We start from the raw sequence: 25,329 nt of genomic DNA on the forward strand, positions 1-25,329 counted from the left end.
CCTCCCAATTTTTAATATATATACTCAAACCCTCGGCCTGCGCCTTTGGATCGAATACCGAGACTACTCCTTTAAGGAGCCAATCAAAACACCCTTCACAAAAAAGCGCTGCACGAAAGGATAGACGAGCACGATCGGAATCGTCGCTACCATCATCGTAGCCATCGTTAACGACTTGCTCGTTACACTTTGCATTCGGCTAAGCGCGTCCGTAGCCGCTCCGCTTCCTTGGGCAGCGATTGAGAGCTGCTCACTCATCGTGTTCGAGTTCATAATTTGCTGAAGCAAGGTTTGAATCGGATACAGCTTCGCATCATTAATGAAGATCGTTGCCGAAAACCAATCATTCCAATGATAAACTGCCGTAAACAAGGATAATGTAGCGATTACGGGCCCCGATAATGGCAATACGATTTTGAAAAATATTCCAAATGTGCTTGCTCCATCGATCTTCGCTGATTCCTCCAGTCCCTCGGGCAAGCCCATAAAGAAGGTACGGAAGATAATCATGTTCCAAACGCTGACTGCTGTCGGAATGATCAAGACCCAGAACGTATCCATTAGTCCAAGCTCGCGGTTCAGCAGATAGAAAGGAATAAGCCCTCCACTAAAGTACATGGTGATAATGGCAAAAATCATATAAAATTTCTTCCCGATTACTCCCTTAACAGACAAGCCGTAAGCGAATATAGCGGTAAAGAAAATGGATATTAACGTACCCGCCACTGTGCGGAGCACCGAGATGAGGAAGGCGTCCAGAATTCGTTCGTTTTGAAATACGATCTTGTAATTATCTAGTGTAAACATTCTAGGCCAAAACGTTATTCCGCCTTTTGCCGTATCCAGCCCGAGATTAAAGGAAATAACAGCAGAATTCCAGAACGGATATAACGTAGCCAGCCCTAGCAGCACTAATAAGAAATAAATAACAACCTGCAATGTTTTATCGCCGCTGCTCAGCTTCACCGGGCTCCACCACTTTTCTGTTTATTCGCAGTCTCGAATCGGTTTACCATAAGCTTGTACCCGCTCTTCTTGCCATATAATTCGCCATAGTCAGCAAGCCAACGCTAATGATCGCCTTAAACAAGCCAACTGCCGCCGCATACGAGAATCGGTTGTTAATAATTCCAATCCGGTAGGCATACGTATCAATAACATCTGCCACATCACGCAGCATCGGGCTTCTGCCAAGCAGCAGCAAGTCATCAAACCCTGCATTCAATAGGCTTCCAATATTCAGAATGAGGAAAATAACGATGACCGGCGTAATTGATGGAAGCGTTATCAAGAAGATCTGTTTAAACTTGCTTGCACCGTCGATGGATGCCGCTTCATATAGGCTTGGGTTCACGCCCGCGATCGCTGCCAAATAAACGATCGTTGCAAAACCGATTTCCTTCCACAAATTCGTTGTAATAATAATTCCCCAGAAATATTCGGGAAGCGACAGAAAATTAATCGGCTTATCAATGAACCCCAGTGACTGCAGCATAATATTCAAGCTGCCGTTGTCCACGGACAAGATGGAGATTGTAAAGCCCGATACGATAACCCACGACAGGAAATGGGGCAGGTAGCTGATCGTTTGAATGATCTTTTTGAAGGCCATATTTCTAACCTCATTGAGCATTAACGCAAGCAAAATCGGTGCTGGAAAGTTAATTACCAGCTTCAGCAGACTGATGACAATCGTATTTCGAATAACCCGGTAAAAATCAGGCGAGTTAAAAAACATTTCAAAATGCTTAAAGCCCGCCCATGGGCTGCCAAAAAAGCCTTTAAACAAGCTGTAATCCTGAAACGCCATCAGCACGCCGTACATCGGAATATAGTTGAAGATGAAAATAAAAATCAAAGCAGGAAAAATCATGAGCTGCACTTGCCATTGTGCGAAAAACCGCCTCCAAAGCGGTTTTTCCTTACGCGGACTGCTTAACGCTGCATTCGCTGAAACGGGTGCTTGCACGCTACCTCCACCTCTCTAATTAAGTCTAGCCTACCCCTTCACTGCTCCAGCGGTTATGCCGCGTGACATTTGCTCCGTAAACAATAAATAGATAATGACTGTCGGCAAAGCGATGATCGTCATGACTGCGAACTGAGCGCCATAATTAGAAGAATATTGCCCTGTAAATTTCATAATAGAAAAGGGCAGCGTCTTGAACGTCTCGGATGTCAGAAACGTATTCGCCATAATAAATTCATTCCACCAGCTAATAAAATTCATAATGCATACCGTTGCGATGGCGGGCTTCGTCATCGGCATAATGATGCGGAAAATGACGCCAAAGACAGAGCAGCCGTCCATGACCGCCGATTCCTCAATGCTTTTTGGAATCGTCTCTAGAAAGCCCGAGATAATAAGCAGACTGATGGGCAGCGAGAACGCAATGTAGGGAAGAATCAACGATAGCGGATTATCAATGAGATTCAGCTTGTCGAACAAAATAAAGTTCGGCAGCAGTGTCGCATGAATCGGCACAATCATCCCAAGCATAATAAACGCCATGGCGGGACCGCGCAGCTTCCACTCCATTCTTGTAAATGCGTAGCCCAGCATTAGCGCCAAAAAGGCGGCCACTACAATCGTTACAGTTGTAATCATTAAGCTGTTCAATAAGAAGCGCGGAACGCTCCCATATGTGAATGCATTCACATAGTTATTCCATTCAAATGATTTAGGCCATTTCAAAATACCGCTGCCAAAAAAATCTCCGCTCTTCAGAAACGAATAATTAATGAGCCAAATAAGCGGAAAAATTTGAAGCAGTGCTACTGCCCAGAGGATCAAATGAAGAATGACCTTTAACGCGGGCGCTGCCGCAGCCTTCTTCTTATTCCCCCTTTGCGCCTCGCGATTGGTCTTAGCTGTAATGGCTCCCACAAGCATGCCTCCTATAAAAAAATCGTATACCCACTAACCGCTGCGCCTAAGCCTGCGTTAAAACTCGCCAACGTCCTTTTTGAACGCCTTATTCATCGCCATGGTCACGATGAGACAAATAATGACGAACACCACGGATATTGCGTTTCCATAGCCATATAAGGAGGAGGAGAACGCGGTTTTGTACAAATAGTTGCCGATGAACTGCGTCGTGTTCGCAGGCCCCCCGTTCGTCATGAGAAATACGGTCTCCATCTGCTTTAGACAAGCCGTAACTGCTATAACGACTGCAACCCGTACCATCGGAGACAGCAGTGGAATAATGACACGCGTATACAGCTTCACTCTTCCTGCCCCATCCAGCTCAGCCGCTTCGAAGAGATCCTGCGGGATGCCTTGAAGTCCTGCGTAATAGAGCAGCAGCGCGTAACCGAAGCCCTGCCACATCACAACTACAACGATGCACCAAATAGCGATTTGCGGGTCACCGAGCCAATCCTGCTTCCATGTACTTAACCCCACGCCTTCGAGCAATTTATTTAACATCCCAAAATTCGGATGAAATACGCTTACCCACATTTTTGAAGTGACGACAATTGATATGACTGCGGGAATAAAAAATATAGCCCGAAACCATTTTTCAAGCTTTCCCGCATGTGTAACGAATATGGCGAACAATAAAGCGATTGGATGCTGGATAAGCAGCGTTGCTGCCAGCAGCAGCAGTGCGTTAAGCATCGAGCGCCAAAAAACAGCATCATGAAAAAGAATTTTTGTATAATTATCGAATCCAACAAAATCGTACGCGCCAATTCCTGTCCAGTTCGTCGTTCCATAATAACCACTCATGATAATCGGAAGGCAAACCATGAAGAGAAACAGCAAAAAGCCAGGTGCGACAAGCCAGAAAATGGTGATCCGATTGCTCATCAGTTTGTGCATGGTTCTCCCCGCTCTCTCTGTCGTAGAAGGCAGGGACAGCCGAATCCTCAAATCCGTTTCGCTGCCCCGCCGATACGATGTTTATCTGTTGTTATTTCAGTACAGCGACAGCTGCATCCATTTCCGTCAAGAACTGCTCTGGCGTAATTTGTTTGCCGAATAGCTTCTGGTGCGCTTCCATTACGATCGTCTTAAACTCGTCGGTACCGTTATCATGAACCGGTGTTCCACTGGAGGAAGTCATAGCGCTGAAAATGTCTACCAATTGCTTTTGCAGCGCGGTTTCGTTGCCTGTCAAAAACTGATCAAACTTCTGCGCTGGCGTGCCTGAGCCTGTTTCCCATACTTGCTTCGCCCAGTTCTCCGGTGCAAAGAAATATTTCAGGAAAGCTACGGCTGCTTCAGGATGCTTAGAGTTTTTGGATACAGAGTATCCGCCGCCATACCATGCCGCTACGTCTGTTGCTGCCCCTTTGTCCGATGCAGGATAAGAGATTGCGCCTACATTATTACGGAACTCTTCCGGGAAATTCTCATCGGTAGCAAGACCCGCTTCCCAGTTGCCCATTACGTACATCGCTGCTTGGCCTTGACCGAACAAGTTGCGGGACATCCCATAGTCTGCAGTCAGGAAGCCGTCTGCAAGTCCTTTGTTTTCTGCGAGTGCTGCAATATCCTGCGCTGCTGCGAGGAAATCAGCATCGCCTGAGAACTTGCCTTCGCCGCTCAGTACAGCATCCATTTTGTTAAAGTCGCCCGTGTGGCGCTGTGCCGCGTATTCAAACCAGATCGGGAGCGACCAGCCTTCCATTGCGTTAGTTGCAATCGGGTTAATGCCTTTAGCCCTTAGCTGCTTCGATACTTCGAGCAATTCGGTTGTCGTTGTGGGAACGGACAAACCATTGTCATCGAACAGCTTCTTGTTATAGTAGATGACCAAGAAATCGGTGCCGCGCGGCAAGCCGTAGAGCTTACCATCTTGGGAGAAGCCATCCTTCGCACCTGGCACAAAGTTGCTGCTCTCGAATTCGGACTCATTCAGCTCAAGCAGCATGTCGTTGTCAATAAGCGGCTTGATGAATGAAGTTTGACCCCAAGCTTGAATGATGTCTGGTACTGCATTTGTTGATGCGTAAACTTTAATTTTAGATTTATAAGGCTCATCTTGGAGCGCTTCTACTTCGATTTTCACATTCGGATTTTCTGCGATGTAGCTATCAATGATGGCTTGTTCAATTTTCCCGGCTCCATTGGAGCGATCTGCCAGCGCTGTAAAAAACTTAAGCGTCACCGGCTCAGCATTCTTATCTTCTTTGGCCGTCTCCGTCGCCTTTGCTTCATCGGCAGGACTTGGCACCGTACCCTTATTCCCACTGCTTCCGTTATTGCCATTATTGCTCGAGCATGCTGCAACCGTGAAAACCATCAGCATGGCCACGAGCGTAATCCACATCTTCTTCATCGCTACCCCACCTTTTTTTGTTTGACCAGGCGTTCCCTGTTCCTGCCCCCATTATAACTTGGAAACTACACGTCAAAATATGTACCAAAATTCAGAAGAGATGCCTCATTTTTTGGATCATATACAAAAATCCCCTTATTCAAATTATTTCTTGGTATACTGAAAGCACAAATTTGAATGGCTAAAGGTGAATCGGATGAGAACTCTTTTCCCTCCATTTCGACATATTACTTTACAGCGCAAACTGCTTACCTTAGTCATCCCCCTTCTTATTGCAACGATAGGAATTACCGGCTTGTATTCCTATTACATCGCCTCTGGCGAGGTTGTAGATAAGCTTCGTCAGTCGCAGCTCAATATGGCGATCAAGACAAAGGATCAGCTCGATTATTTTGCCAAGAGCACACTGAGCTTCTCCAACTATTTGTTTCTGAACCCGACCGTACAAGGGATGCTGATGAATGGGGATACGCCCCAGCGCCGCGATCAGGTGTACAAAAATCTGCTGCCGCTTATGGTTACCGGAGAGACCATCCAATCGCTAATTCTTTACCCTACCGCAAGCGACGAGACTTCCGGACAGCCCTTCGCGATTACGCAGACAGGTATTGCAAGCGCCATCGGCTTTAAGGCTTTTACAAAAACCCGTTACTATGATAGATTAGCCCAATCAGAAACAGGGGAAATCTGGGATATGCTCTATCCCTCGGATTATATATTGCCTGGCGATTATCATCACAAAATTGTTTTGATTAAGCCCTACAAAAACTATTACAACTATTCGCGCAGCGGTCTTCTCATTATTGGTATGGATGCAGATAAGCTGAGCAAATCTTTATACCACGGCAATCAGAATGCCCACCAGTTCATTATGAATGATGAGGGCATCGTGCTCGCAGCATCCGATCTGCAGTGGATTGGCAAGCCTATGATTCTGCTTCCGATGTTTAGTGAAACGGATACGGCTAATCTTCATCCTGAGAATGGCTTAGCTGTATTAAAAAACAATCGGCAATATATCGTTTCGGATACGGTATCGGACATTACCGGCTGGCACAGCGTCGTCATTCAGGATCGCAGCACACTAGTGCTAGAGCTTAAGCATATCGGATCAGCTACCTTCTCTATCATGGCTATCGTTACGATCATCACGATTATTTTATCTTGGGTCATCGCTCGTATTATTACGAATCCGATGAAAAAGCTCATGCTGTCCATGAGAGCGCTTCAAATGGGTGATTTTACGCAGCGCGTCCATTTTAGCGGCAACGATGAGATCGGCAGACTTGGACATTTGTACAATACGATGGTCGGCCGAATCAAGACACTGATTGATGATGTCTACGCCTCGCGGCTGAAGCAGAAGGAAGCTGAGCTTAAAGCGCTCCAATCACAAATTAACCCTCACTTCCTATACAACACATTAAATATGATTAATTGGAGCGCAATGCAAAAAGGAGACCACGAAATTTCCGAAATGGTCGTCTCCCTCTCTCAAGTATTCAGGTTAAGCCTTAATAGCGGCAATGATCTCGTCGAGCTGCAGCATGAGATAGAGCTCGTGCGAAACTACTTGTTTTTGCAGAAAAAACGGTTTACGACCCGCTTTGATTTTGAGATCGATATGGAGCCGTCTATCCAGCATTTCCGCATGCCCAAGCTGCTGCTTCAGCCGCTTGTCGAGAATGCCATCATTCATGCGATCGAGCCTACCGGAGGGAATGGTCATATTCATATCCGTGCCTATACTGAAAACGGCTGCATTCTACTTGAGGTTGCGGATAATGGGCTTGGGATGCCCGAAGCAAAGGTTCAGCTTTTAAACCTAGCTCCAGCGCAGGAGCCTATTAAGTCGCTCCAAATAAACGCCGCCCATTCCGGAATGGCTATATCCAATATTAAAGAAAGATTAGCTTTATTTTATGAGCAGGCAGAGTTTCATATCGAAAGCCGCGAGAGCATGGGCACTAGAGTGCAATTAAAGATCAAACAAGGGGGCAATGGGAATGGCGCTTAGAATGATCATTGCAGAGGATGAGCAATCCTTCCGTGAAGGCATACTTACACTTGTGGACTGGAAGCTCTACGACATTGAGATCGCAGGAGAGGCTGAGAATGGACAGCAGGCTTTGGAAATGATCAAAAACGATCCGCCGGATTTGCTGCTGACCGATATTCGCATGCCTCATCTGAATGGCCTTGATCTGATTCGCGAGGCAAAGGCTGCCGGACATGAGTTTCGTTCGGTGCTCTTAACTGGCTATAACGAATTCGAGTATGCGAAGGAAGCCATTAAGCTAGGCGTATCCGACTATCTCCTGAAGCCCTGCACGCCTCATGATATTGTACGTGTCATTCTAGAGCTCAAACAAAAAATTGAAGAATCGGAAAATGAGGATAAAATGTTGTCGGAGCTTAATCGCAGCTGGAATCGCAACCTTCATTTGCTGAAAAACCAAATTTTATCCCAGTGGATTCAGCAGCCGTTAATGCCGCTTGAGAACCGGCAAAGCGTTATGGAGGAGGTTGGTATGGCACTTCTTTCAGCTTCTATTCAAGTCGGGATTATCCGCATTGATTCCAGCACCTCGCCTAACGCCGCCTCCAAGAGGGATTTAGAGCTCATTCGGTATGCTCTGTTAAACATTACAGGAGAGACGCTGCAGCCGTTATATTTAGGAGAGCTTGAAGTATTTCGCCATGGTGATGAGATGCTTTGGATTGGCAATTACTCGGATCACATGACTCATGAAGCGATTGAGAGTGCAATGAAGAAGCTGCAGCTTAACCTTGAGGCGTATCTTAAGCTGTCGATCAGCATATCAATCAGCTCGCCGAAGTGCTCGGTTGATTTTGCCCATATCGGTTATCAGGAAGCCATTGAAGCGATGGAAGGCAGATTCTATCAAGGACGTGGAGGCATCTTCTTCTATACTTGCTTAGATCGGCAGCAAATGCTGAAAGGCTCTATTTTGGACGATGCCTTCCTGCAGCGAATGGAGAAGGAGCTGCTCATTTCGCTGCAAAATGAACAGTACGAGCAGGCGGTCGATACGATCGAAGCGTGCATGTCTCATATTCGGAACAACTCCGGCTATTCGAAGGCTGAGGTTCAGCTCCGGTCAACAAGCCTTATTTTGGAACTGCAAAAATTCGCCCAGGAACGGAAGGTCGCCTCTATTGAATGGCAGGACAGCTTCGTCAATTGGATCGAGCAAATTCCTAACATGGAGACACTCGATGACTGCTCCGTCGTGCTGCAAAAAATTGTTCAAAGCATCGTCGAGGCCGTATCCAATCAAAAATCGCTGCATCGCACCGTATCTGCGACCATCGAGCTTATTAAGCATAGATACAACACGAACTTCACGCTTGAGCTTGCCGCCAAAGAAACCTTTGTCAGCAATTCTTATCTCAGCTCCCTATTCAAGCAAGAGCTGGGGGTTAATTTTCTCGACTACCTGCATCAATACCGCGTAGAGCGCTCGAAGGAGCTGCTTCGTCAGAGCTACAAAATATATGCTGTCTCCAAGCTGGTAGGCTATCAGGAGGAACGGCACTTTAGCTCCACCTTCAAGAAGTGGACGGGACTAACGCCGCGGCAATATCAGAAAAACTATACTGCGGAATAAAGAAATCGGGCAATGAAGTAGGTTTCAGAAAATCAGCCGATCAGGGTTCCTACCTTGATCGGCTGATTTTTATTTAGCGCTGCTTGAACGAGCAAATGACGGGCAAAGAGAGACTACGTTGCAGTTTAGTGCATGATATAGCGAATTTCGGGTCGTACGCTGCTGAGGATGCTGAAAGGATAGCTGCGCATTTTTCATTTGCAGAGCGGATATCTCATGATGTTAACGAATCCAATACTTTATCCGATATATAGTTTAGGTATATAGTCCTATCATCCTTTTAGCTGCACAAGCCTATCATATGGGCCCTCGCTTTGCACAGCTAAATTTTCTGCGCAATACCCGCGAGCATCCTAGAGGAGGTAATGTATAGTGCAGCTTGGTTTCAAAGCGAAACTAATGACCATTATGGGCATTTTCAGCATTTTACTGACACTTAGTGTGTCATCGGTCAATCAGCATCGCTTGAAGAATAGTTTAATAGAAAGCTACAAAAGAGAGTCTATTTTAGTGGAGGATACCATTGTCACTGCTGTAGCTGCGGCTGACAAAGCTTTTAGAATATCAGAAAAAGAATTGGAAAAAGACATGCGGGCCTATTCCAATACATTATTGCAAAAATATAGCGCAATTCCCGATGTCGCCAGCTGGAACTATCAAGCTCTCAAAAAAGAATTAGGCGGTATGGATGTTTATATCATCGATGAGTCCCTTACAATAATTCACAGCAGCTTTACCAAGGATATTGGCCTAAACTTCAAAGCGGATGGCGACGCCCCTGACTCCTTCTCACAACTGCTCGAGGAGAGGATCAAGGGAAGCAGCTTCGTATCGGATGGTCTGGATCAGGAGACGAATTCAGGAAAAATCAAAAAATATAGCTATATGCCTACCCCTGATCACAAATATTTAATAGAGCTAGGCGTATATCTTGAGGATACTCCGATGTTCCAATCCATTGATTTCATGGGAATCTTGAACGGTCTCATTGAAAAATACAAATATATTAACGATATTACGATCTATACAACAACCGGAAAATCGATTGGAAAAACGGGCGAGGATGGAAAATCGATTGTTATTGCCAACGAAAACAGACGTTTTTTCGACAAGGCGTTCCATGACTCAGAGATACAAGAGGTGCACGGACAAGGGAATGGCTATCCTATCTTTTATCGTTATGTACCGTATACCATCCAATTCGACATTAATTATGTTCGTTTTACTGACCAGCGCATGATTGAAATTGTATATAATCAGCAGGAGCTTCAACAAAATCTCAAGCTAAATAAACAAATATTTTCACTTCAGCTAGCAGCGACAATTTTGATTGCGCTCATCATCTCTTATATTATAACGAGGCTCGTAGCAAGGCCCATGTACTTGGCCTCTCATGATGTGCTCACTGGTCTATCCAACCGTGCAACCTTTGAGAACGCCCTAATTGCAATTATGGAGAAAAATAAAAGAAAACAGAAGCTTACCGCACTGCTTCACATTGATCTTGATCATTTCAAAGTTGTTAACGATTCGCTGGGTCATGATGCCGGAGATCTATTTCTCAAGGAGGTCGGCAAACGTATTCGCGCTGCAGTCCACGATCCAAATGATATCACAGCACGGCTAGGCGGTGATGAGTTCGTCGTCATTTTAAGTAATATTGCCGATACCCAGGCAGCCTTGCAAATTGCAGAGCATATTATTGCTACGCTTAAGCTTCCTATTGAAATTCAAGGCATCGATGTCGTCAACGATTTCAGCACGACAGCATCGATCGGTATCGCAGTTGCTCCCGAGCATGCACAGGATTCTGATGCGCTGTATACCTGTGCCGATCAAGCGCTTTATTACGCCAAGCGCAGCGGTAAAAATACGTTCAGCTTATATCAGGAAAGCATGGCCCCTGAAACTGACTTCTAATCATAGTAAGTTGAATTAAACATTTACGTTTTGGTCGCTGCGCGAGAAGATCATTCTTACGATCGCTGTTGCAAAGGCGAACACTTCGTTTCTCCAGAGCGATCTTCTCGCTTCGCTAAATACTTAATTTTAAAATTCAACTTAAACTGATCAGAAGTTTCTCATAAAAAAGACCCAAAAGGAAGGAGCTGCTATAGCAACTCTTTCCTTTTGGGTCAACCTACAATTAAACCATAACCTTACACATATCATTTGTGAATGCAACAGGGTCCTGGATAGGCAAGCCTTCGATTAGAAGCGCCTGGTTATACAGCAAGTTCGTATACAGCCCTAGCTTTTCTTTGTCGTTCTCATACGCAGCCTTTAGTGATTGGAAAATCTCATGGTTGACGTTGATTTCAAGCACCTTGTCCGCTTGGACATCCTGGCTGTTCGGCATCGCCTTCAATATTTTTTCCATCTCTATCGTAACCTCGCCCTCAGTGGACAAGCATACCGGATGAGATTTAAGGCGTTTGGATGCTTTAACATTCTTTACCTTGTCCTGAAGGATTGTTTTCATTTGCTCAAAGAGCTCCTTATTCAAATCCTGCTCCGCAGCCGTTTCATTGTCTACAGCATCTGGTTCAATGCCTAGGTCACCGCTTGATACAGATTTGAATTCTTTATCCTTATATTTCGCAACGATTTTGATCGCGAACTCATCGATATCGTCCGTAAAGTAAAGAATTTCATAGCCCTTATCGGATACCATCTCCGTTTGCGGCAACCGCTCAATTCGATCGATCGACTCACCCGAAGCATAATAAATATACTTCTGGTCCTCGCTCATACGGGATACGTATTCATCAAGCGTAACCAGCTTCTTCTCCTTGGAGGAATGGAACAGCAGCAGATCCTGCAGCACATCCTTGTTAGCGCCATAATCGTTGTATACGCCAAATTTCAGCTGTCTGCCGAATGCTTTGTAGAAGGATTCGTACTTCTCACGCTCATCCTTCAAAATGCCAAGCAGCGCGCTCTTGATCTTGCTGTTAATATTTTTAGCAATAAGCTTCAGCTGGCGATCATGCTGCAGCAGCTCTCTAGAAATATTAAGCGACAGATCCTCGGAATCGACCATTCCTTTGACAAAGCTGAAATAGTCAGGCAGAAGATCCGAGCATTTTTCCATAATTAGAACGCCATTCGAATAAAGCTCCAGCCCCTTCTCATACTCCTTCGTGTAATAATCGAATGGTGTATTTTCCGGGATATATAAAATGGCGTTGTAAACGACAGCGCCGTCAGCACTAATATGAAGATGCTTGATCGGTTTATCAAAGCCATAACGTTTCTCAAAATAAAATTGCTCGTAATCCTCAGGGGTGAGCTCATTTTTATTTTTCCGCCAAATCGGCACCATGCTGTTCACGGTTTGCTCTTCCGCATATTCCTCGAACTCGTTCTCGCTGTCAGCTTTAGGACGCTGTCCCTTCACATCCATCTTAATCGGGTAGCGAATGAAATCAGAATATTTTTTAATGATTGATTTTAGGCGGTATTCGTCTAAATACTCATCATACTGATCATCCTCTGTATTTTCCTTGATGTTCAATACGATTTCCGTACCTACCGAAGCCTTCTCACACGGCTCGATAGTGTAGCCATCAGAACCTGTCGATTCCCATTTGTAAGCCTCTTCGCTGCCAAGCGTCCTCGACACGACGGTAACGACATCGGCAACCATGAATGCGGAGTAGAAGCCCACGCCGAATTGACCAATAATATTGTGGCCATCCTTAAGCTCATTGTCCTTCTTGAATGCAAAGGAGCCGCTCTTCGCGATAACGCCAAGATTGTTCTCAAGGTCCTCCTTCGTCATCCCGATTCCTGTATCTGTAATCGTTAATGTACGGTTTTCCTTATCTGCAACTACCTTGATGTAGTAATCTTCCTTGTTAAAGACCAATTGATCATCCGTGAGCGCTCTGTAATACAGCTTGTCAATCGCATCACTCGCATTAGAAACAAGCTCTCTCAAGAAGATTTCTTTTTGCGTATAAATGGAGTTAATCATCATATCGAGCAGTCGTTTCGATTCTGCTTTAAACTGTTTTTTGCTCAAGAGTAGTTCCCCTTCCCATTCATCAAATATGAAATCAGCCATTCGTCGTAACTGGAGGGCTTGGACAAATTCATGCCAGTACCCCCTCAATCTTAGCACTCAATTCGTTAGAGTGCTAATCCTTATTTTTATATAACACAAACTATTTTTCAATGTCAACCTCCAGCAATAGAAAAATACAGAAAAAAGGAAGCTGATTAGCAGACTATCGCCCACTAAACAGCTCCTTTCTCCTTTCGGATAGATAGGATATTTTAATAAGACCGCAACAAACTTAGATAATTATCGTCTTTAATATGGAAGTTATTAACAAGACATATGCTCAGGAGATATTTCTAAATGTCAAAAAAGCTAGTAGGAGCAGCTGCTATCATTATGGACTCAGAAGGGCGAATTCTTCTAGTAAAACATAGCTATGGGAAATACAATTGGGAACTACCTAGTGGGTTATCCGAGCAGAATGAGTCTGCAGAGGTTACTCATTTATTCCACATCATCGGACCGAGGCGGTGGTTTGAATAGTTATTCGAAAGGCATCAGAATAATCATTGGTCTTATTTTTGCCATTTGCGTTGTGATGGTTGCAATGGCGTTCCAAAGTAAAGATGCTAAAACCACGACGAATCCAAGCCTTACAAAAGCTCCTAACTATCCTGCAAATGAAAACGGACAGACATATGGTTCTGCGGGTGACGCCATTTCCTCTGAATCGGAACCAGATTTAATAAGTGCAGTAGGTGTGGATGGTGCTATGGGATATGTACTTAAGAAAGATATAGAAGGTGAGCAGCCCAAGACACCCGAGGAAGCTCTAGCTATACAAAACAGTAGGCCCCTCGGTGGTTCTGATATTCCGCTATATGACATTGATGGTAAAACCGTTATTGGTGTCTTTCATATTGGAGGCAATTCATAAAAAAGGAGCTATTAAAAATGAAAAAGGTTTTCTCAGGAGTATTCCTTGCATTGATTCTAATCATTACATCGTCAACTACTTATGCAGCAGACACAGACATCAAAATAAAAGTTGACGGTTTTGCTATCGCATCCGATGTGAAACCCGAAACTAAGAACAATCGTACAATGGTGCCTTTACGTGTTATCAGTGAAAATCTGGGAGCTAAGGTCCATTGGTCGAATTCTGAAATTACACTTACTAAAAGCAATATGGAAGTAACATTAAAACTAAACAGCAGTACAGCAGTGATAAACGGTAAGACGGTACTGCTTGATGTAAAACCGTATATAAAAAATGATCGCACAATTGTTCCACTTCGCTTTATTTCAGAAACGTTTGGCTGCAAAGTCAATTACAAAAACTCTATCGTAACCGTTGATACCGAGCCATTGGTCATAGATGGTATAAAAGTGAAAGCATTGCAGCAGGAATACCACATGACTATGGGTGGCGTAGTACAGCAAATCAATGGAAATGCTTATAACGAAGCAATTTATAATATTTTTGTAGAAAATAAAGACAGCAAGGTTGAAGCGCCAGCTGATTACTCGTGGCAGAGCCATTACTACACAGCGGGGGGGTATTATAAAAATGCACAATATGATTTTTTGGATCAAAAAGGGAACAGCATAAAACGTTTTGATATTTATTCTTTAGTTAAATCTTCTCCACCTGAACCTTCAACAGGCTCCCCACAGGTTTTGATTTATGACGATACTGAAAATCAATGGTATTTGTTTAACGATGCCGCAAGAAACTCCATTAATCAGTTAATTTATAACGCCTTAAATAATGGTGCTATAACGATTATCAGTAACACAGTTGCATAGTAAAGGATAGCGGCTAATGCTTCCTACGACACAGAATAGGAGTAATAGACATTGTGAGACTATTAAGAATATTAACAAGAGTTATTATGATTGGACTATTTATCATTTATGTTTTGTTCGTTGTAAAAACATTGTTTTTGGATTACAGGTTGTTTATGTTGTTGAATGGCTATTATCTTCAGAGTGGTTACGACTACAACTTAATTCCTTTTAAAACAATTACGACGTATATAACAAGGTATGAACATTACAATTTTAATACTTGGTTTAACAACCTCTTCGGAAATATTTTATTATTTATTCCGTTAGGATTTAGTGCACCTTACTTTTCAAAAAAAACTAGGAATCTTAATCAATTCTTTTTATTAATACTGACCATTATTGTTATTTTAGAAGTTTCACAAATGCTATTGCATGTTGGCAGCTTCGATATAGATGATGTAATTCTCAACACATTAGGTGGATTAGTTGGTTTTGGTATTTATACCACATGTTTGGCGATGTTGAAAAAATTGATTCCGTCTTATGATGTGGTCAACAGAACCAATGCGAGTTGACATATTAAGCTATCGGATAGCTAGCTCATTAAAACAGCGGAAGTCTAGGACATTTTTCCACGTCCATGGCTGCCGCTGTTTCCGTTAGAACGAGTAGCACTGTGTCACACGCTCTAGCCATCAATTCTATCAATGCAACACAAAGCAAAGGAGAAGACAAACCATGGCAGCAGCCATCATCTGTCTTCTCCTTATTTTTCACACCTATTTGCTGCTAATTGTACGAAGCTTACTTGTTATAGATCGCGTACATAATAACAGCAGCCTCTGCGCGTGTCGTGTGGCCGAGCGGGTTAAGCTTCGAGCCATCACCCTTCACAATACCGTTCGCTATAAGAAGTGCAGAGCTGTCTACTGCGTAGGACGCTAGCTGTTTCAAATCCGTGAACGCTTTTAGCTCGTCTACACTTCCCGCCTGCAGCTTCTTGCCAGACATATTTAGTGCTCTAGCTGTCATGGCAAACATTTCTTGCCTTGTTATCGCAGCATTCGGATCAAACGAACCGTCTGAACGTCCTGTCACTATGCCAAGCTTCTTTGCGATAGCAACGGAATCATAATAGTAGGCATCCTTAGCGACATCGTTGAAATTCCCGTTAACGTCTGCGCTGAGCCCTAACGTTTTCACGAGCAATGTAATGAAATCTGCTCGCTTCACCTTTTGTGCTGGAGCATAGGCGTTGTCTGATATCCCGTTGATGACGCCTTTGGAAGCCATCACCTCGATCGCTTGCTTCGCCCAGCTATGCTTGCCCAGATCGTCGAACGATTTGTGAACCGATACGACGCCATAAGTGCTGAAGTGATTAACTGTAAACACTACAATACCTGTCGCAGGATCGTACTTACCGCTTGGTACTGCAACAACTTCGCCTGATGCTCCGAAATACCATACGGTAATATGTTCAGAGCTTTGCTTCTCCTGAGCAGATAAGCTGTAATCAAGCAATACGGTTACCACTGCCCCTGAATTGCTCCATTCCACCTTTACGCCATCCACATACAGCTGAAGCTCAACTGCCGGACGGCTTCCGATGGCGGCGCGCGCTTCTTCGCTTAGCTTGGCCTTGTCCGCATTCGCAATAACGATAGACACGCTTTTTGTACCTGACGGCAATGATTTCAGCATATGGCTCGGCACGATGACCGTTCCTATATTCGTTTGAATCTCATATTGCACCGATAGCTTCGCATCGCTAATGGATGCTGGCGGCAATTGAACCTCGTAGCCATTAGCTGTGCTCACATTCGGAATTACAATTTTCACAATTTTGACCTTAGCATCCTGCTCCTGCTTCAAAGCGTCATCAATTTGAGCCTGGCTTATTGCTGCGTTACCTAAACCACTGGCTGCATCTAGGACTGGCCTTGGTGCAGTGATCGTATTGCCGTCAACCTCACCTGAAGGTACTGCTGGAGTCGCAGCTGGCGACGTTGTGATCGGGCCTGATGTCGGCGTTGGCGTTGGCGTCGCCGTTGGTTCAGGCGATGGTGTTGGTTCATCCGTCGGTATCGGCGGCTCCTCGCCAGCAGTTATCCGATACGTAAATGGTGCAACAAAGCTGTCTTTCATGCCCGCTTTGACGGCTATAGTACGAAGCACCGTCAGCTCCTTCAACGTAAGCTGACCAGTGTACAACTGACCATTTGTGCTGCTTGGCAGCGTACCGTCTGTCGTGTAATAAATGGCTGCTCCTTCTGTAGCAGAGGTTAGAGTAACCCGCTGGCTTCCTTTGTAGCCCCCTACTTTAAGTCCCGCTTTCGGAAGAGCCACAGTGCCTTGAGTAACCGGAGTCACTCCTGTTTCTTCTGTCTCCTCCAGTGTAATCCAATCCAGATTGGCGCCGTCATTATTGCTTGTGAATTGAAGCGTTTGAACGCCTTCTGCGAGCTTGACGATGCCGAATGCTTCCGTATACGTGTTCCACCCGCCGCTTGCGCTAAGCGCAGTTGTGGACAGCTTCTCGCCGTTTACCGATATCGTTCCGCTTACCCCCGCTTGAGGAGTTGCGTAACGATAGGTCACTTTGTAGAACGCTGTTTTCGCAATATTTACGTCAAAATACAGTGATCCTGCTGCGGCAATAAAGCCGACATTTTTGAACAGCAACGTTTGTCCGTCCATATTGCTTTGAACGGCGGCAGCATCCGCGCGGCTGTAGCTTTCCGCTTCAATTTTCATTGCTGCGCTCTCATCCATGACTTGAACTTCATGCGGTTCAAATTTAATGCCCCTAAGCTCATAGCCCGATGCACCGGCTAAAATTCGAAGCTTCTGATCGCCCTCATTTAGAGTAATAACCGTCCGCATTTCCACAACCTGATTATACAGATTAGGCACGGTCAACGTATTCCTTACTGCACCGTCTTGTGCCTCTAGAATAATACCATTCATTACTTGGCTGTTTGAAGTAACCTTAAGCGTTACCGCATACTTGCCGCTTGCTGGCACATGGACCAAATAATCCGCATAATCTCCAGCATCGATTTGGGTTAACTGGCTAGTGCTGCCTAGACCTGTGATCGTAAACCCATTTTGCCTATTGTATTTATCAAGGGAATCCAGACTCAACAAATCAATTGGCGTTTTTACGTTTTCTGTTCCCTGAAGAGCTGCTGCTGCAGCAAGCGTTGTGTCTCCCGTTGAATCATCATAGGCCTGTACAGGAACGTTAACCTGAAGCGTCAAATCGCTGTAATAAACCTTCGCGTTCCAATCTAACGTAAGCTTTACTCTAGTAGGACTCAGAAGCTCGGTCCCGCGCAGCGATACGCCTCCTAGAGAAATAGCTGTGCCCGAAAGCGTAATCGCATTAAGCTTATCCGCTGCGAAAGTACCGCCCGTCAGCGTTAATATAAGCTCCTTGCCATTAACGCCATATGCTAGAGTGCTCTCGGACAACGATACACTCTCCGGATCATTAAGCGCCTTAATGATCACCTGTGATTTCATCGTCTGACCGATACTTCCTGAAGCCGCCTCATACACGCTGGCAGTAACTGTGACTGTACGGTCAATATCATAATCTCTAGCTGCCGCTCCGCCGACGATAAGCTTTGCTGTATGATCGTCCACGCGGTATACGCTGTCCACTACCGTGCCTGCATATCCTGCGACATGCCAGTTCGAGGCAGTCAGCTCTTCTTTGTAAATATCATTAAACAGCTGCACAAAAATTTCTTTCCCTATCACATCGCCTTCGGTAATGCCAGAAGCATCCGCCATAATCGCTGGACCAATGGCGATGGTGTTCAAGTTAAAGCCCTTGTCGACAATTTGAATGCGAAGCGTATGAATACCTGCAGTCAGATAGGCCTTATCCGAAGCTGTTGCCCAAGCCTCCCAGCTGGCGGTATTTGGAAGCTCAGTCGTACTCAGAACATTTCCTCCCGCTTCCAGCTGCGCTTTTGCGCCATCATTTGTAGTGGCATATTGATACGTAATGCCGTATTCGCCATCCTCTGGCACTGAAACGACATATTCCATCCAATCACCAGGATCAGCATAGCTAACCGCCGAGCCGTTCACCAGCACATTAAGCGCAGCCGTAAACCCGCTTGCTTTCAGTTGTCCGGGAAGCTGTACTGGCGCTGTCTCCGCCTTCGTGAATGTGATGCTTTTAATGTTGTAATCATTTTTGCTGACGGTCATCGTTAATTTATGCGTACCCGCAGGAAGTGCAACACGCACGCGCTGATTTGCGAAATACTCCCACTGGTACGTCGTTTGCTGAATCGGAAGCGTAATAAGCGGCTGTCCGTCCAGCCTAAAGCTTACAGCGCTATCGGTTTGATGACCGGCAAGTGCCAGATCAAGCTCATATTCGCCCGCCTCGTCTACTTTAATGACATAATCAAACGAAGCCGTTCCATTTGATGCAAAGGAGCCGAGATAGCCATTCGGATTAACCTGATATACGCCCTCCGCCGAAGCGAAGCTCGTAGCGTCAATCTCTGCTGGAACGCTAGTCACTTGGGTGCGATTCCAACGATAGGTTGCAGCCGATTTAGCAGGAATCGTCGCATTGATTTGGAGCCCGTCAACCAAAACCTTGAATGGCTGCGGATCATTCGTCTGATTGATAACAACCGTTACAATTTGTTTGCCGTCCGGGCTTGCGAAGGCAACGTTCGTAACTGTCGAGGCAGAGCCATAGTTGCTGTCAATGCGCACAAAACCCGGCTTAACGAATTTCGTGAACTGTCCCATCAAATAATACTCAGGCAGCAGCCAGTAATGATCCGGGTTCGAGGAATCCTGTATAACCGGCGTAGGGTCAGGAATGCCCACCCACTGATGAGCCGAAATATCGCTGTCGAGCATCGTTACCCAGCTATTATAGCTTCTTGCATAATTGCGGAAATATTGTGCCATTCGATCAGCACCTGAAGTACCCCATACAGCCCGCTCCGTCAAATAAACGCTTTTTGCAGGAAACAGCCTTTGCAGCTCCGTCATCATCGAGAGCTCTCCGCCGTAATCATGGAACGCTGTTCCTTCAATAGCGTCGTATGCTCCTTCTACCGGATTACCCAAAATTTGAGCTGGGTACGCCATCGTATCGCCAGGATTATGGTCGAACATCCATAGCTTCACATTTTTGATCTTGGCATTGCTGTTCATGTCCAGCTTCGCGCGAAGCAGCTTTGCAAGGCGGGATGCTTGCTGCCAGGACATCGCTGTGCTTGGATAGTCAATTTCGAGCAAAGGCTCATTTTGCAGCGTCATGCCTTCAAAGTAGATGCCATGCTCCGCATAGGCCTCCAAATACTTCACGTAGTACGAGGCAAGCACAGGAAGATATTCTTCCTTCACCTGACCTCTTATCATACTGCCAGACGTCTTCATCCAGCCCGGAGGGCTCCAAGGCGATGCAAAAAATTTCACATCTGGATTAATAGCCTGTATTTTTTTGACTGCCGGAATGATGCCAAAGTCGATGTCCTTCTGAATCGAAAACTTCTCCAGCTCAACATCGGTTTCGCCAGCTGGCAAATCATCGTAGGAATAGAAGGTTTGCGCTGTGAAATCCGAGGTTCCGATCGTTAAACGAATCAGGCTCATGCCGATGCCGCTATCCTTGTCGATCAGCTCGCGAAGCAGCTTTGTTTGCTTCTCCGAAGACATTTTCACAAGATTATGAATCGTCGACTCTTCCATCGAAGAACCGATGCCCAGCATCGTCTGATATGTTTTGTTAGGATCGAGAGTAATCGTAGTTACAGCTTTGTTATCCGGAAGCGCGAGCGCTAAATTAGGCTGCTTCTCCAGCTTCTTATCTTCCGCTTGATAGCGATCAGCGTAATACCATTTGCGATCAGCCGGATCACGTTCATTGGAAACCCATGACTCGACCACTCCATTAATTATGGCGGTTGAAGTATCTCCGCCATCACCTGGATCCGTCGTGCCACCGCCGCCTCCTACAGGTACATCGCCCGTACGTGTAAACTGAACCCAGTTAAAGTTCATATCGCCTGCCATAAACTCCAGTCTCAGCTTTTGCACGCCTGCTTTGCTTAATACGACGTTGTCGATGGTCGCTGTTCTCCAGCTTTGCCAGCCGCCTGTTGAGGTTACAGATACGGTCCCTATGGTTGCTCCGTTTTCCGTCTTAATCTTCATCCCTGTTGCAGCGCCATTTCCAGCATAACGAAACGCAGCGCTGTAGGTGCCCGGCTCGCTCACCTTTACGTTATAGTCCAGCCATGCACCAGCAGAGGACCAACCGACATTTTGGCCGCCGTCAGTATCCTGCGTATCCTCCGTGTTCAAGCCGCTGCTCTTTGCCGCGTAAGCTTCTGCTTCGATCTTGCCTGGAATTGGCAAGGACGGCAGCTCCGGCTGCACTGGCTTCACCGGCAGTACAGGTGTTGCTTGTCCGCTCGTTAAGCCATAACCCAGATCGAACAAGACGTTAGTGCTGTCCTCGCTCACAATCGGATAATTTGTCAAATAAAACGGCCACTTCATCGGATTTTTCCCTTTGAAGTCCTTGTCACCAATCAGCACGTCAGCGACGCCCTGCCCTTCGGTTCCCGGAAGCCACGCGGCCACAAGAGCATCCCAATCCTCCAGTTGATCCGCAATTGTAAGCGGGCGTCCGGATACGAGAACGACTACGAGCGGTATCGTTGGATCAGCTGCGCGAATATTCGCGATTGTAGCCAAATCCTCCTCGTCGAGATTCAAGCTTGTCCTGTCTCCATTCGTTTCTGCATAAGGCGTCTCACCGACGACCGCAATCGCAACGTCATAGCCTGCTGCTCCGCGTCCATGCTTGTTATACGTTACCGTCTTTGAATCGCCCGCGATCTCTCGCAGCCCTTCGTAGATCGTTGTTCCCGTCGTGATCGCACCGGATGCCCCTTGCCATGTAATCGACCAGCCGCCTGCCTGATTGCCGATATCATTAGCATTTTTACCAGCTACAAAAATTTTGTCCATGTCCTTCAGCTGCGACATAATCGGCGAACCGTTTACTACGTCATTTTTCAGCAGCACGAGTGACTCCGCCACAGCCTGACGTGCCAGCGCGCGATGCTCGGCTGCACCGAAGTAGCCGATTAAATCCGAATCTGTTTTCGGATTCTCGAACAGGCCGGACGAGATTTTCACCTTCAAAATACGCAATACAGCATCATCGAGACGTTCCTCCGTAATGCTGCCTTCCTTCACAAGACTAATTAAATGATTCAGACTCGCCTTCCAATCACCTGTCAGCATGAACATGTCCACACCTGCATTGACGGATACGAGCAGTTGATTTTTCAAGCCGCTTACTGCGTTACCCTCTTGATTGCGGGTAATTTGTTGAATCGCATTGTAATCTGAGATGACGAAGCCCTTAAAGCCAAGCTCCCCTTTCAGCACATCTGTGAGCAGCCGCTTGTTAGCATGCATTTTCAACCCCTGAATGCTGTGGTAGGATGCCATGACCGTTTGTACGCCTGCATCAATAGCCGCCTTGTACATAGCCAAATCACTTGCAATAAGCTCATCCTCTGTATACTTCGTTATATTGCCTTGATTCGTGCCATTATCCGTGTAGCCTTCCCCTATAAAATGTTTTGCTGCTCCAACGATATGTTTCGTTTCACTGCGCTCCTGCGCAGTTGCTCCTTGCAGTCCTTCTATGTAGGCCGCGCCAAGCACCTTGGAGATTGCTTGATTGCTGCTATAGCCCTCATAGGTACGGCCCCAGCGAATGTCCTGCGGCGCTGCGATCGTCGGCGCAAAATCCCAATTCGCTCCGGTCGCTCCAATTTCCTTAGCTGTTGCAGCGCCAATTTTTTTCATAAGCTCCACGTTGTTTGCTGCGCCAAGTCCAATATTATGCGGGAACAACGTCGCTCCCTTCACATTGTTATGCCCATGCACGCCATCTACACCATACAAGAGCGGAATGCCGAGCCGCGTCGACAGCGCACCATCCTGATAGCTGTCGATGAGCGTCTGCCAATTCTCCCGCGTGCTATCCTGCTGCTTGCCATTCGGGAACGAGCCCCCGCCGCTTAGCACCGAGCCTATAAAATATTGCTTTACCTCCTCCGGTGTAGCATTGCCCTTCTCAGGCTGTATCATTTGTCCCACACGTTCCTCTAGCGTCATTCGTGATAACAAATCCGCTGCCCGGACGTCTACACTCTCCGATGGATCAAGGTACGCAGGAAGCGCCCCTACAGTCTGCGTTACAGGCGCCGCGCCAACCGATAATAAACTCGTCATTAGTGAAACGACCAATAGCACTGCTGTCATCACTGACATCTTTCTCTTCAAACCAAGCCCTCCTCAAAACTTTAATAGCAATCTCACCGCTTCAGCCATTTAACTCCAAAAGGTTTGGCAGCGCGTAGATTACCTCCAAGTATAAAAGTGATTTCGATTTGAAAATATGGCGCATTCTTGCGATGATGTGCATTGTTTTTTCGCATTTTGCAACCGTTGTCAGAACATTAGCTGCCAAAACGAAATCAGACATTTTTCTGCAAAATTTGCTAATTGACACCATTAGAATTTACAATAGAGATATGGGATTAAAAATAGTACTAGGAGGCTGCAAAAAAATGAGTACATTTTCATCATGGCTGCAGAATACAAAGCAAGGTCTAACCGATCAGGTTAAGAAACTAAAAAATAAAGACTTCCTCGATGCAGTCGTTGCTGGCTGTGCGATTGTAGCCGGCGCTGACGGCTCCATCGACGCTGCTGAGAAGCAAAAAATGGCTGGCTATATTGGCCGGAGCGAAGAGCTTAGTGTATTTGATATGACTCTTGTTATCAATCGCTTTAATCATTATGTAGGCAATATCGAGTTTGACGGGATGATCGGCAAGCAGGAAGCGCTGAAAGCAATTGCTAAATATAGCGGCAAACCGGAAATCGGCCGTGTTATTGTTGGCGTGTGCAGCGCAATCGGCGCAGCAGACGGTGATTTTGACGCCAAAGAGCAAGCAGCTGTTCGCGACATCTGCAAAACACTCGGCTTGGATCCAAGCGAATTCAGCCTATAATAAGTGAAAAAAGAACCTCCAGCCCACTGTAAAAGTGGAATTGGAGGTTCTTTTCTTATTCTGGCTACGCCTTGCGGAACGCGTCATTATAACAGCGCCTGCACACCGGCTTGTAATCCTCATTGCCGCCGATCTGAATTTGCTCGCCGGCATTCATCGGTTGACCGTCATTATAACGAATGACCATCGTCGCCTTCCGATCGCAAAACCAGCAAATCGTCTTAATCTCTTCGATTTTATCTGCTTGAACAAGCAAGTTATAGCTGCCCTCAAACAGCTGATTTTGAAAATCATTTTTGAGCCCAAACGCCATGACTGGTATATTAAGCTCATCTACAACCTGAGTTAGCTCCAATATATGATGCTTTTTTAGAAACTGCGCCTCATCAATAAGCACGCAATAAATTTTTGATGGGGAGGCTGCTGCCACATGGGACTTCACACTCTCAAAAAGATTCATCTCTTCTTTAACCGGAATCGCTTCCCGCTCAAAGCCCACCCTGGAGCCTACGCGATATACACTCCCCCTTGCGCTGACAGATGGCGAATAAATAAGCACCTGCTTGCCCTGCTCCTCATAATTATGTGCAACCTTAATAATCTCAAACGATTTGCCGCTATTCATCGTACCGTATTTATAATAAAGCTGTGCCAAACCAATCTCCTCCAAAAATCATTCAACGCTCCTATATTTGAACACTCGTTTTTGCCGCTCGTTACTCTATCGCAAGAAGCTTCGTTTTGGCATCACCATAGGCCTTGACAATTTGCTGTATTTTTTGAAACTCTGGATCTGTCGGCCCTAAATCAGCCATGAACATCCGATGTAAAATTTGATTGTACAGGTTTTGACGCAGCTCCACGAGCTGCAGCTCCTGCTGAACCAAGTCTTCAAGGTCATTCTCCTCAATGAATCGATCAATATCGACTGCTTGAGCTTTGCTGCTAGGCGGCTCCTCATCGAAGATACGCCGCGAATCGCGGTCCCTGCGAGGAAGCTCCTCGAACTCCGGCTCCTCCTGCTGCTGACCTAGAGAAATGGATGTATTTAGTTCTGAGAGAATAATTCCTTCCTTCGCAAGCATCACTTGGAATGGCCGATGCTGGAGCAAGTCAATGATGACAAGCCTGCTCATATCCTTATTACGAATAAGGGAGGAATCGAAGGGATGAAGCACCCATTGCTCATCACGATTGAACAGGTTGAACGTAAACCATTCACCGCCGTATATATAGCGCACGTTAATATTGGACTCCGAAATAATTTCATAGGTAAACTCCAAATGGAATACCTCCGATCAGCTAGTATAATTTATATCGATTATACCAAATCGGAGTTAGACACAACTACCTGTTTCAAAAAACGCCTAATTCTTCCACGATGGTTTCTGCCCTCTCCGAGCTTGCCACGACAATTAATACAACAAGCAGCGCCGCTAAGATAATACCGCTAATCATAGCATAATCACCTCGTTTTTTCTTTAAGGCTATGCCGGCCAGCGTACTTTTATGAGCAATAT

17 protein-coding genes are annotated in these 25,329 nt (G+C 45.8%); 8 read left to right on the plus strand and 9 right to left on the minus strand.

Annotated features, from left to right (window positions below; genetic code table 11):
• Positions 1-63: 63 nt before the first annotated feature.
• The 5 genes from MHI37_RS26180 to MHI37_RS26200 form a co-directional block, all read right to left on the minus strand.
• On the minus strand, positions 64-966 hold the full coding sequence (locus MHI37_RS26180; RefSeq protein WP_076335903.1) for a carbohydrate ABC transporter permease: 903 nt from the start codon (positions 964-966) through the stop codon (positions 64-66).
• A 43-nt stretch (positions 967-1,009) separates the two neighbouring features.
• Positions 1,010-1,873 (minus strand): ABC transporter permease subunit, encoded by an 864-nt coding sequence (locus MHI37_RS26185; protein WP_083676152.1) that lies wholly within the window; start codon positions 1,871-1,873, stop codon positions 1,010-1,012.
• 126 nt (positions 1,874-1,999) lie between these two features.
• Positions 2,000-2,887, minus strand: coding sequence for a carbohydrate ABC transporter permease (locus tag MHI37_RS26190; protein WP_256710239.1), 888 nt, complete (start codon positions 2,885-2,887; stop codon positions 2,000-2,002).
• A gap of 57 nt (positions 2,888-2,944) precedes the next feature.
• Positions 2,945-3,829, minus strand: coding sequence for a sugar ABC transporter permease (locus MHI37_RS26195; RefSeq protein ID WP_076335901.1), 885 nt, complete (start codon positions 3,827-3,829; stop codon positions 2,945-2,947).
• A gap of 91 nt (positions 3,830-3,920) precedes the next feature.
• Positions 3,921-5,291 (minus strand): extracellular solute-binding protein, encoded by a 1,371-nt coding sequence (locus MHI37_RS26200; RefSeq protein ID WP_076335900.1) that lies wholly within the window; start codon positions 5,289-5,291, stop codon positions 3,921-3,923.
• Positions 5,292-5,487: 196 nt separating this feature from the next.
• Between MHI37_RS26200 and MHI37_RS26205 the strand changes: the two genes are divergently transcribed.
• The 3 genes from MHI37_RS26205 to MHI37_RS26215 all read left to right on the plus strand — a co-directional run bounded on the left by MHI37_RS26205 (position 5,488) and on the right by MHI37_RS26215 (position 10,843).
• Complete coding sequence (locus MHI37_RS26205) at positions 5,488-7,308, plus strand: sensor histidine kinase (RefSeq protein ID WP_076335899.1); 1,821 nt, start codon at positions 5,488-5,490, stop codon at positions 7,306-7,308.
• Positions 7,298-8,923, plus strand: coding sequence for a response regulator (locus MHI37_RS26210; RefSeq protein WP_076335898.1), 1,626 nt, complete (start codon positions 7,298-7,300; stop codon positions 8,921-8,923). Before MHI37_RS26205 ends, MHI37_RS26210 begins: the two co-directional genes overlap by 11 nt.
• Before the next feature lie 372 nt (positions 8,924-9,295).
• Positions 9,296-10,843: a GGDEF domain-containing protein gene (locus tag MHI37_RS26215; RefSeq protein ID WP_076335897.1), complete on the plus strand. Its 1,548-nt coding sequence runs from the start codon at positions 9,296-9,298 to the stop codon at positions 10,841-10,843.
• Between the two features lie 226 nt (positions 10,844-11,069).
• Here the strand turns inward: MHI37_RS26215 and htpG are convergent, their stop codons facing one another.
• The gene (gene htpG / locus MHI37_RS26220; RefSeq protein WP_076335896.1) at positions 11,070-12,950 is read right to left on the minus strand and encodes a molecular chaperone HtpG; all 1,881 of its coding nucleotides are present in this window, start codon (positions 12,948-12,950) and stop codon (positions 11,070-11,072) included.
• 339 nt (positions 12,951-13,289) lie between these two features.
• Between htpG and MHI37_RS26225 the strand changes: the two genes are divergently transcribed.
• Genes MHI37_RS26225 through MHI37_RS26240 form a run of 4 tightly spaced genes read left to right on the plus strand, consistent with a single transcriptional unit; the run spans position 13,290 to position 15,295 of the window.
• Positions 13,290-13,472, plus strand: a complete 183-nt coding sequence (locus tag MHI37_RS26225) for an NUDIX domain-containing protein (protein ID WP_076335895.1) — start codon at positions 13,290-13,292, stop codon at positions 13,470-13,472.
• Positions 13,465-13,866, plus strand: coding sequence for a hypothetical protein (locus MHI37_RS26230; protein ID WP_076335894.1), 402 nt, complete (start codon positions 13,465-13,467; stop codon positions 13,864-13,866). The genes MHI37_RS26225 and MHI37_RS26230 overlap by 8 nt, the downstream gene beginning before the upstream one ends.
• Positions 13,867-13,883: 17 nt before the next feature.
• Positions 13,884-14,738: a copper amine oxidase N-terminal domain-containing protein gene (locus MHI37_RS26235; RefSeq protein ID WP_076335893.1), complete on the plus strand. Its 855-nt coding sequence runs from the start codon at positions 13,884-13,886 to the stop codon at positions 14,736-14,738.
• Between the two features lie 53 nt (positions 14,739-14,791).
• Positions 14,792-15,295 carry a VanZ family protein gene (locus tag MHI37_RS26240; RefSeq protein ID WP_076335892.1) on the plus strand — a complete coding sequence of 168 codons (504 nt, stop codon included), beginning with the start codon at positions 14,792-14,794 and terminating at the stop codon, positions 15,293-15,295.
• A gap of 229 nt (positions 15,296-15,524) precedes the next feature.
• Here the strand turns inward: MHI37_RS26240 and MHI37_RS26245 are convergent, their stop codons facing one another.
• A complete protein-coding gene (locus MHI37_RS26245) occupies positions 15,525-23,075 on the minus strand; it encodes a glycoside hydrolase family 3 N-terminal domain-containing protein (protein WP_256710238.1) in 7,551 nt (2,516 codons plus the stop codon).
• A 287-nt stretch (positions 23,076-23,362) separates the two neighbouring features.
• On the opposite strand from MHI37_RS26245, the gene MHI37_RS26250 reads away from it, so the two are divergent.
• Complete coding sequence (locus tag MHI37_RS26250) at positions 23,363-23,809, plus strand: tellurite resistance TerB family protein (protein WP_076335891.1); 447 nt, start codon at positions 23,363-23,365, stop codon at positions 23,807-23,809.
• 64 nt (positions 23,810-23,873) lie between these two features.
• Here MHI37_RS26250 and MHI37_RS26255 read toward each other — a convergent pair whose 3' ends face one another.
• Both MHI37_RS26255 and MHI37_RS26260 read right to left on the minus strand, forming a co-directional pair.
• Positions 23,874-24,464, minus strand: coding sequence for a thymidine kinase (locus tag MHI37_RS26255; protein ID WP_076335966.1), 591 nt, complete (start codon positions 24,462-24,464; stop codon positions 23,874-23,876).
• 61 nt (positions 24,465-24,525) lie between these two features.
• Complete coding sequence (locus MHI37_RS26260) at positions 24,526-25,092, minus strand: hypothetical protein (RefSeq protein ID WP_076335890.1); 567 nt, start codon at positions 25,090-25,092, stop codon at positions 24,526-24,528.
• Positions 25,093-25,329 lie beyond the last annotated feature (237 nt).

The organism is Paenibacillus sp. FSL H8-0548, assembly GCF_038630985.1.
Taxonomy (GTDB): Bacteria; Bacillota; Bacilli; order Paenibacillales; family Paenibacillaceae; genus Pristimantibacillus.

Excerpts from the sequence above, each read along its gene's own strand:
- MHI37_RS26200 (WP_076335900.1), bottom strand. The coding sequence starts at position 5,291 with ATGAAGAAGATGTGGATTACGCTCGTGGCCATGCTGATGGTTTTCACG.
- MHI37_RS26195 (WP_076335901.1), bottom strand. The coding sequence starts at position 3,829 with ATGCACAAACTGATGAGCAATCGGATCACCATTTTCTGGCTTGTCGCA.
- MHI37_RS26185 (WP_083676152.1), bottom strand. The coding sequence starts at position 1,873 with ATGATTTTTCCTGCTTTGATTTTTATTTTCATCTTCAACTATATTCCG.
- MHI37_RS26250 (WP_076335891.1), top strand. The coding sequence starts at position 23,363 with ATGAGTACATTTTCATCATGGCTGCAGAATACAAAGCAAGGTCTAACC.
- MHI37_RS26225 (WP_076335895.1), top strand. The coding sequence starts at position 13,290 with ATGTCAAAAAAGCTAGTAGGAGCAGCTGCTATCATTATGGACTCAGAA.
- MHI37_RS26205 (WP_076335899.1), top strand. The coding sequence starts at position 5,488 with ATGAGAACTCTTTTCCCTCCATTTCGACATATTACTTTACAGCGCAAA.
- MHI37_RS26210 (WP_076335898.1), top strand. The coding sequence starts at position 7,298 with ATGGCGCTTAGAATGATCATTGCAGAGGATGAGCAATCCTTCCGTGAA.
- MHI37_RS26235 (WP_076335893.1), top strand. The coding sequence starts at position 13,884 with ATGAAAAAGGTTTTCTCAGGAGTATTCCTTGCATTGATTCTAATCATT.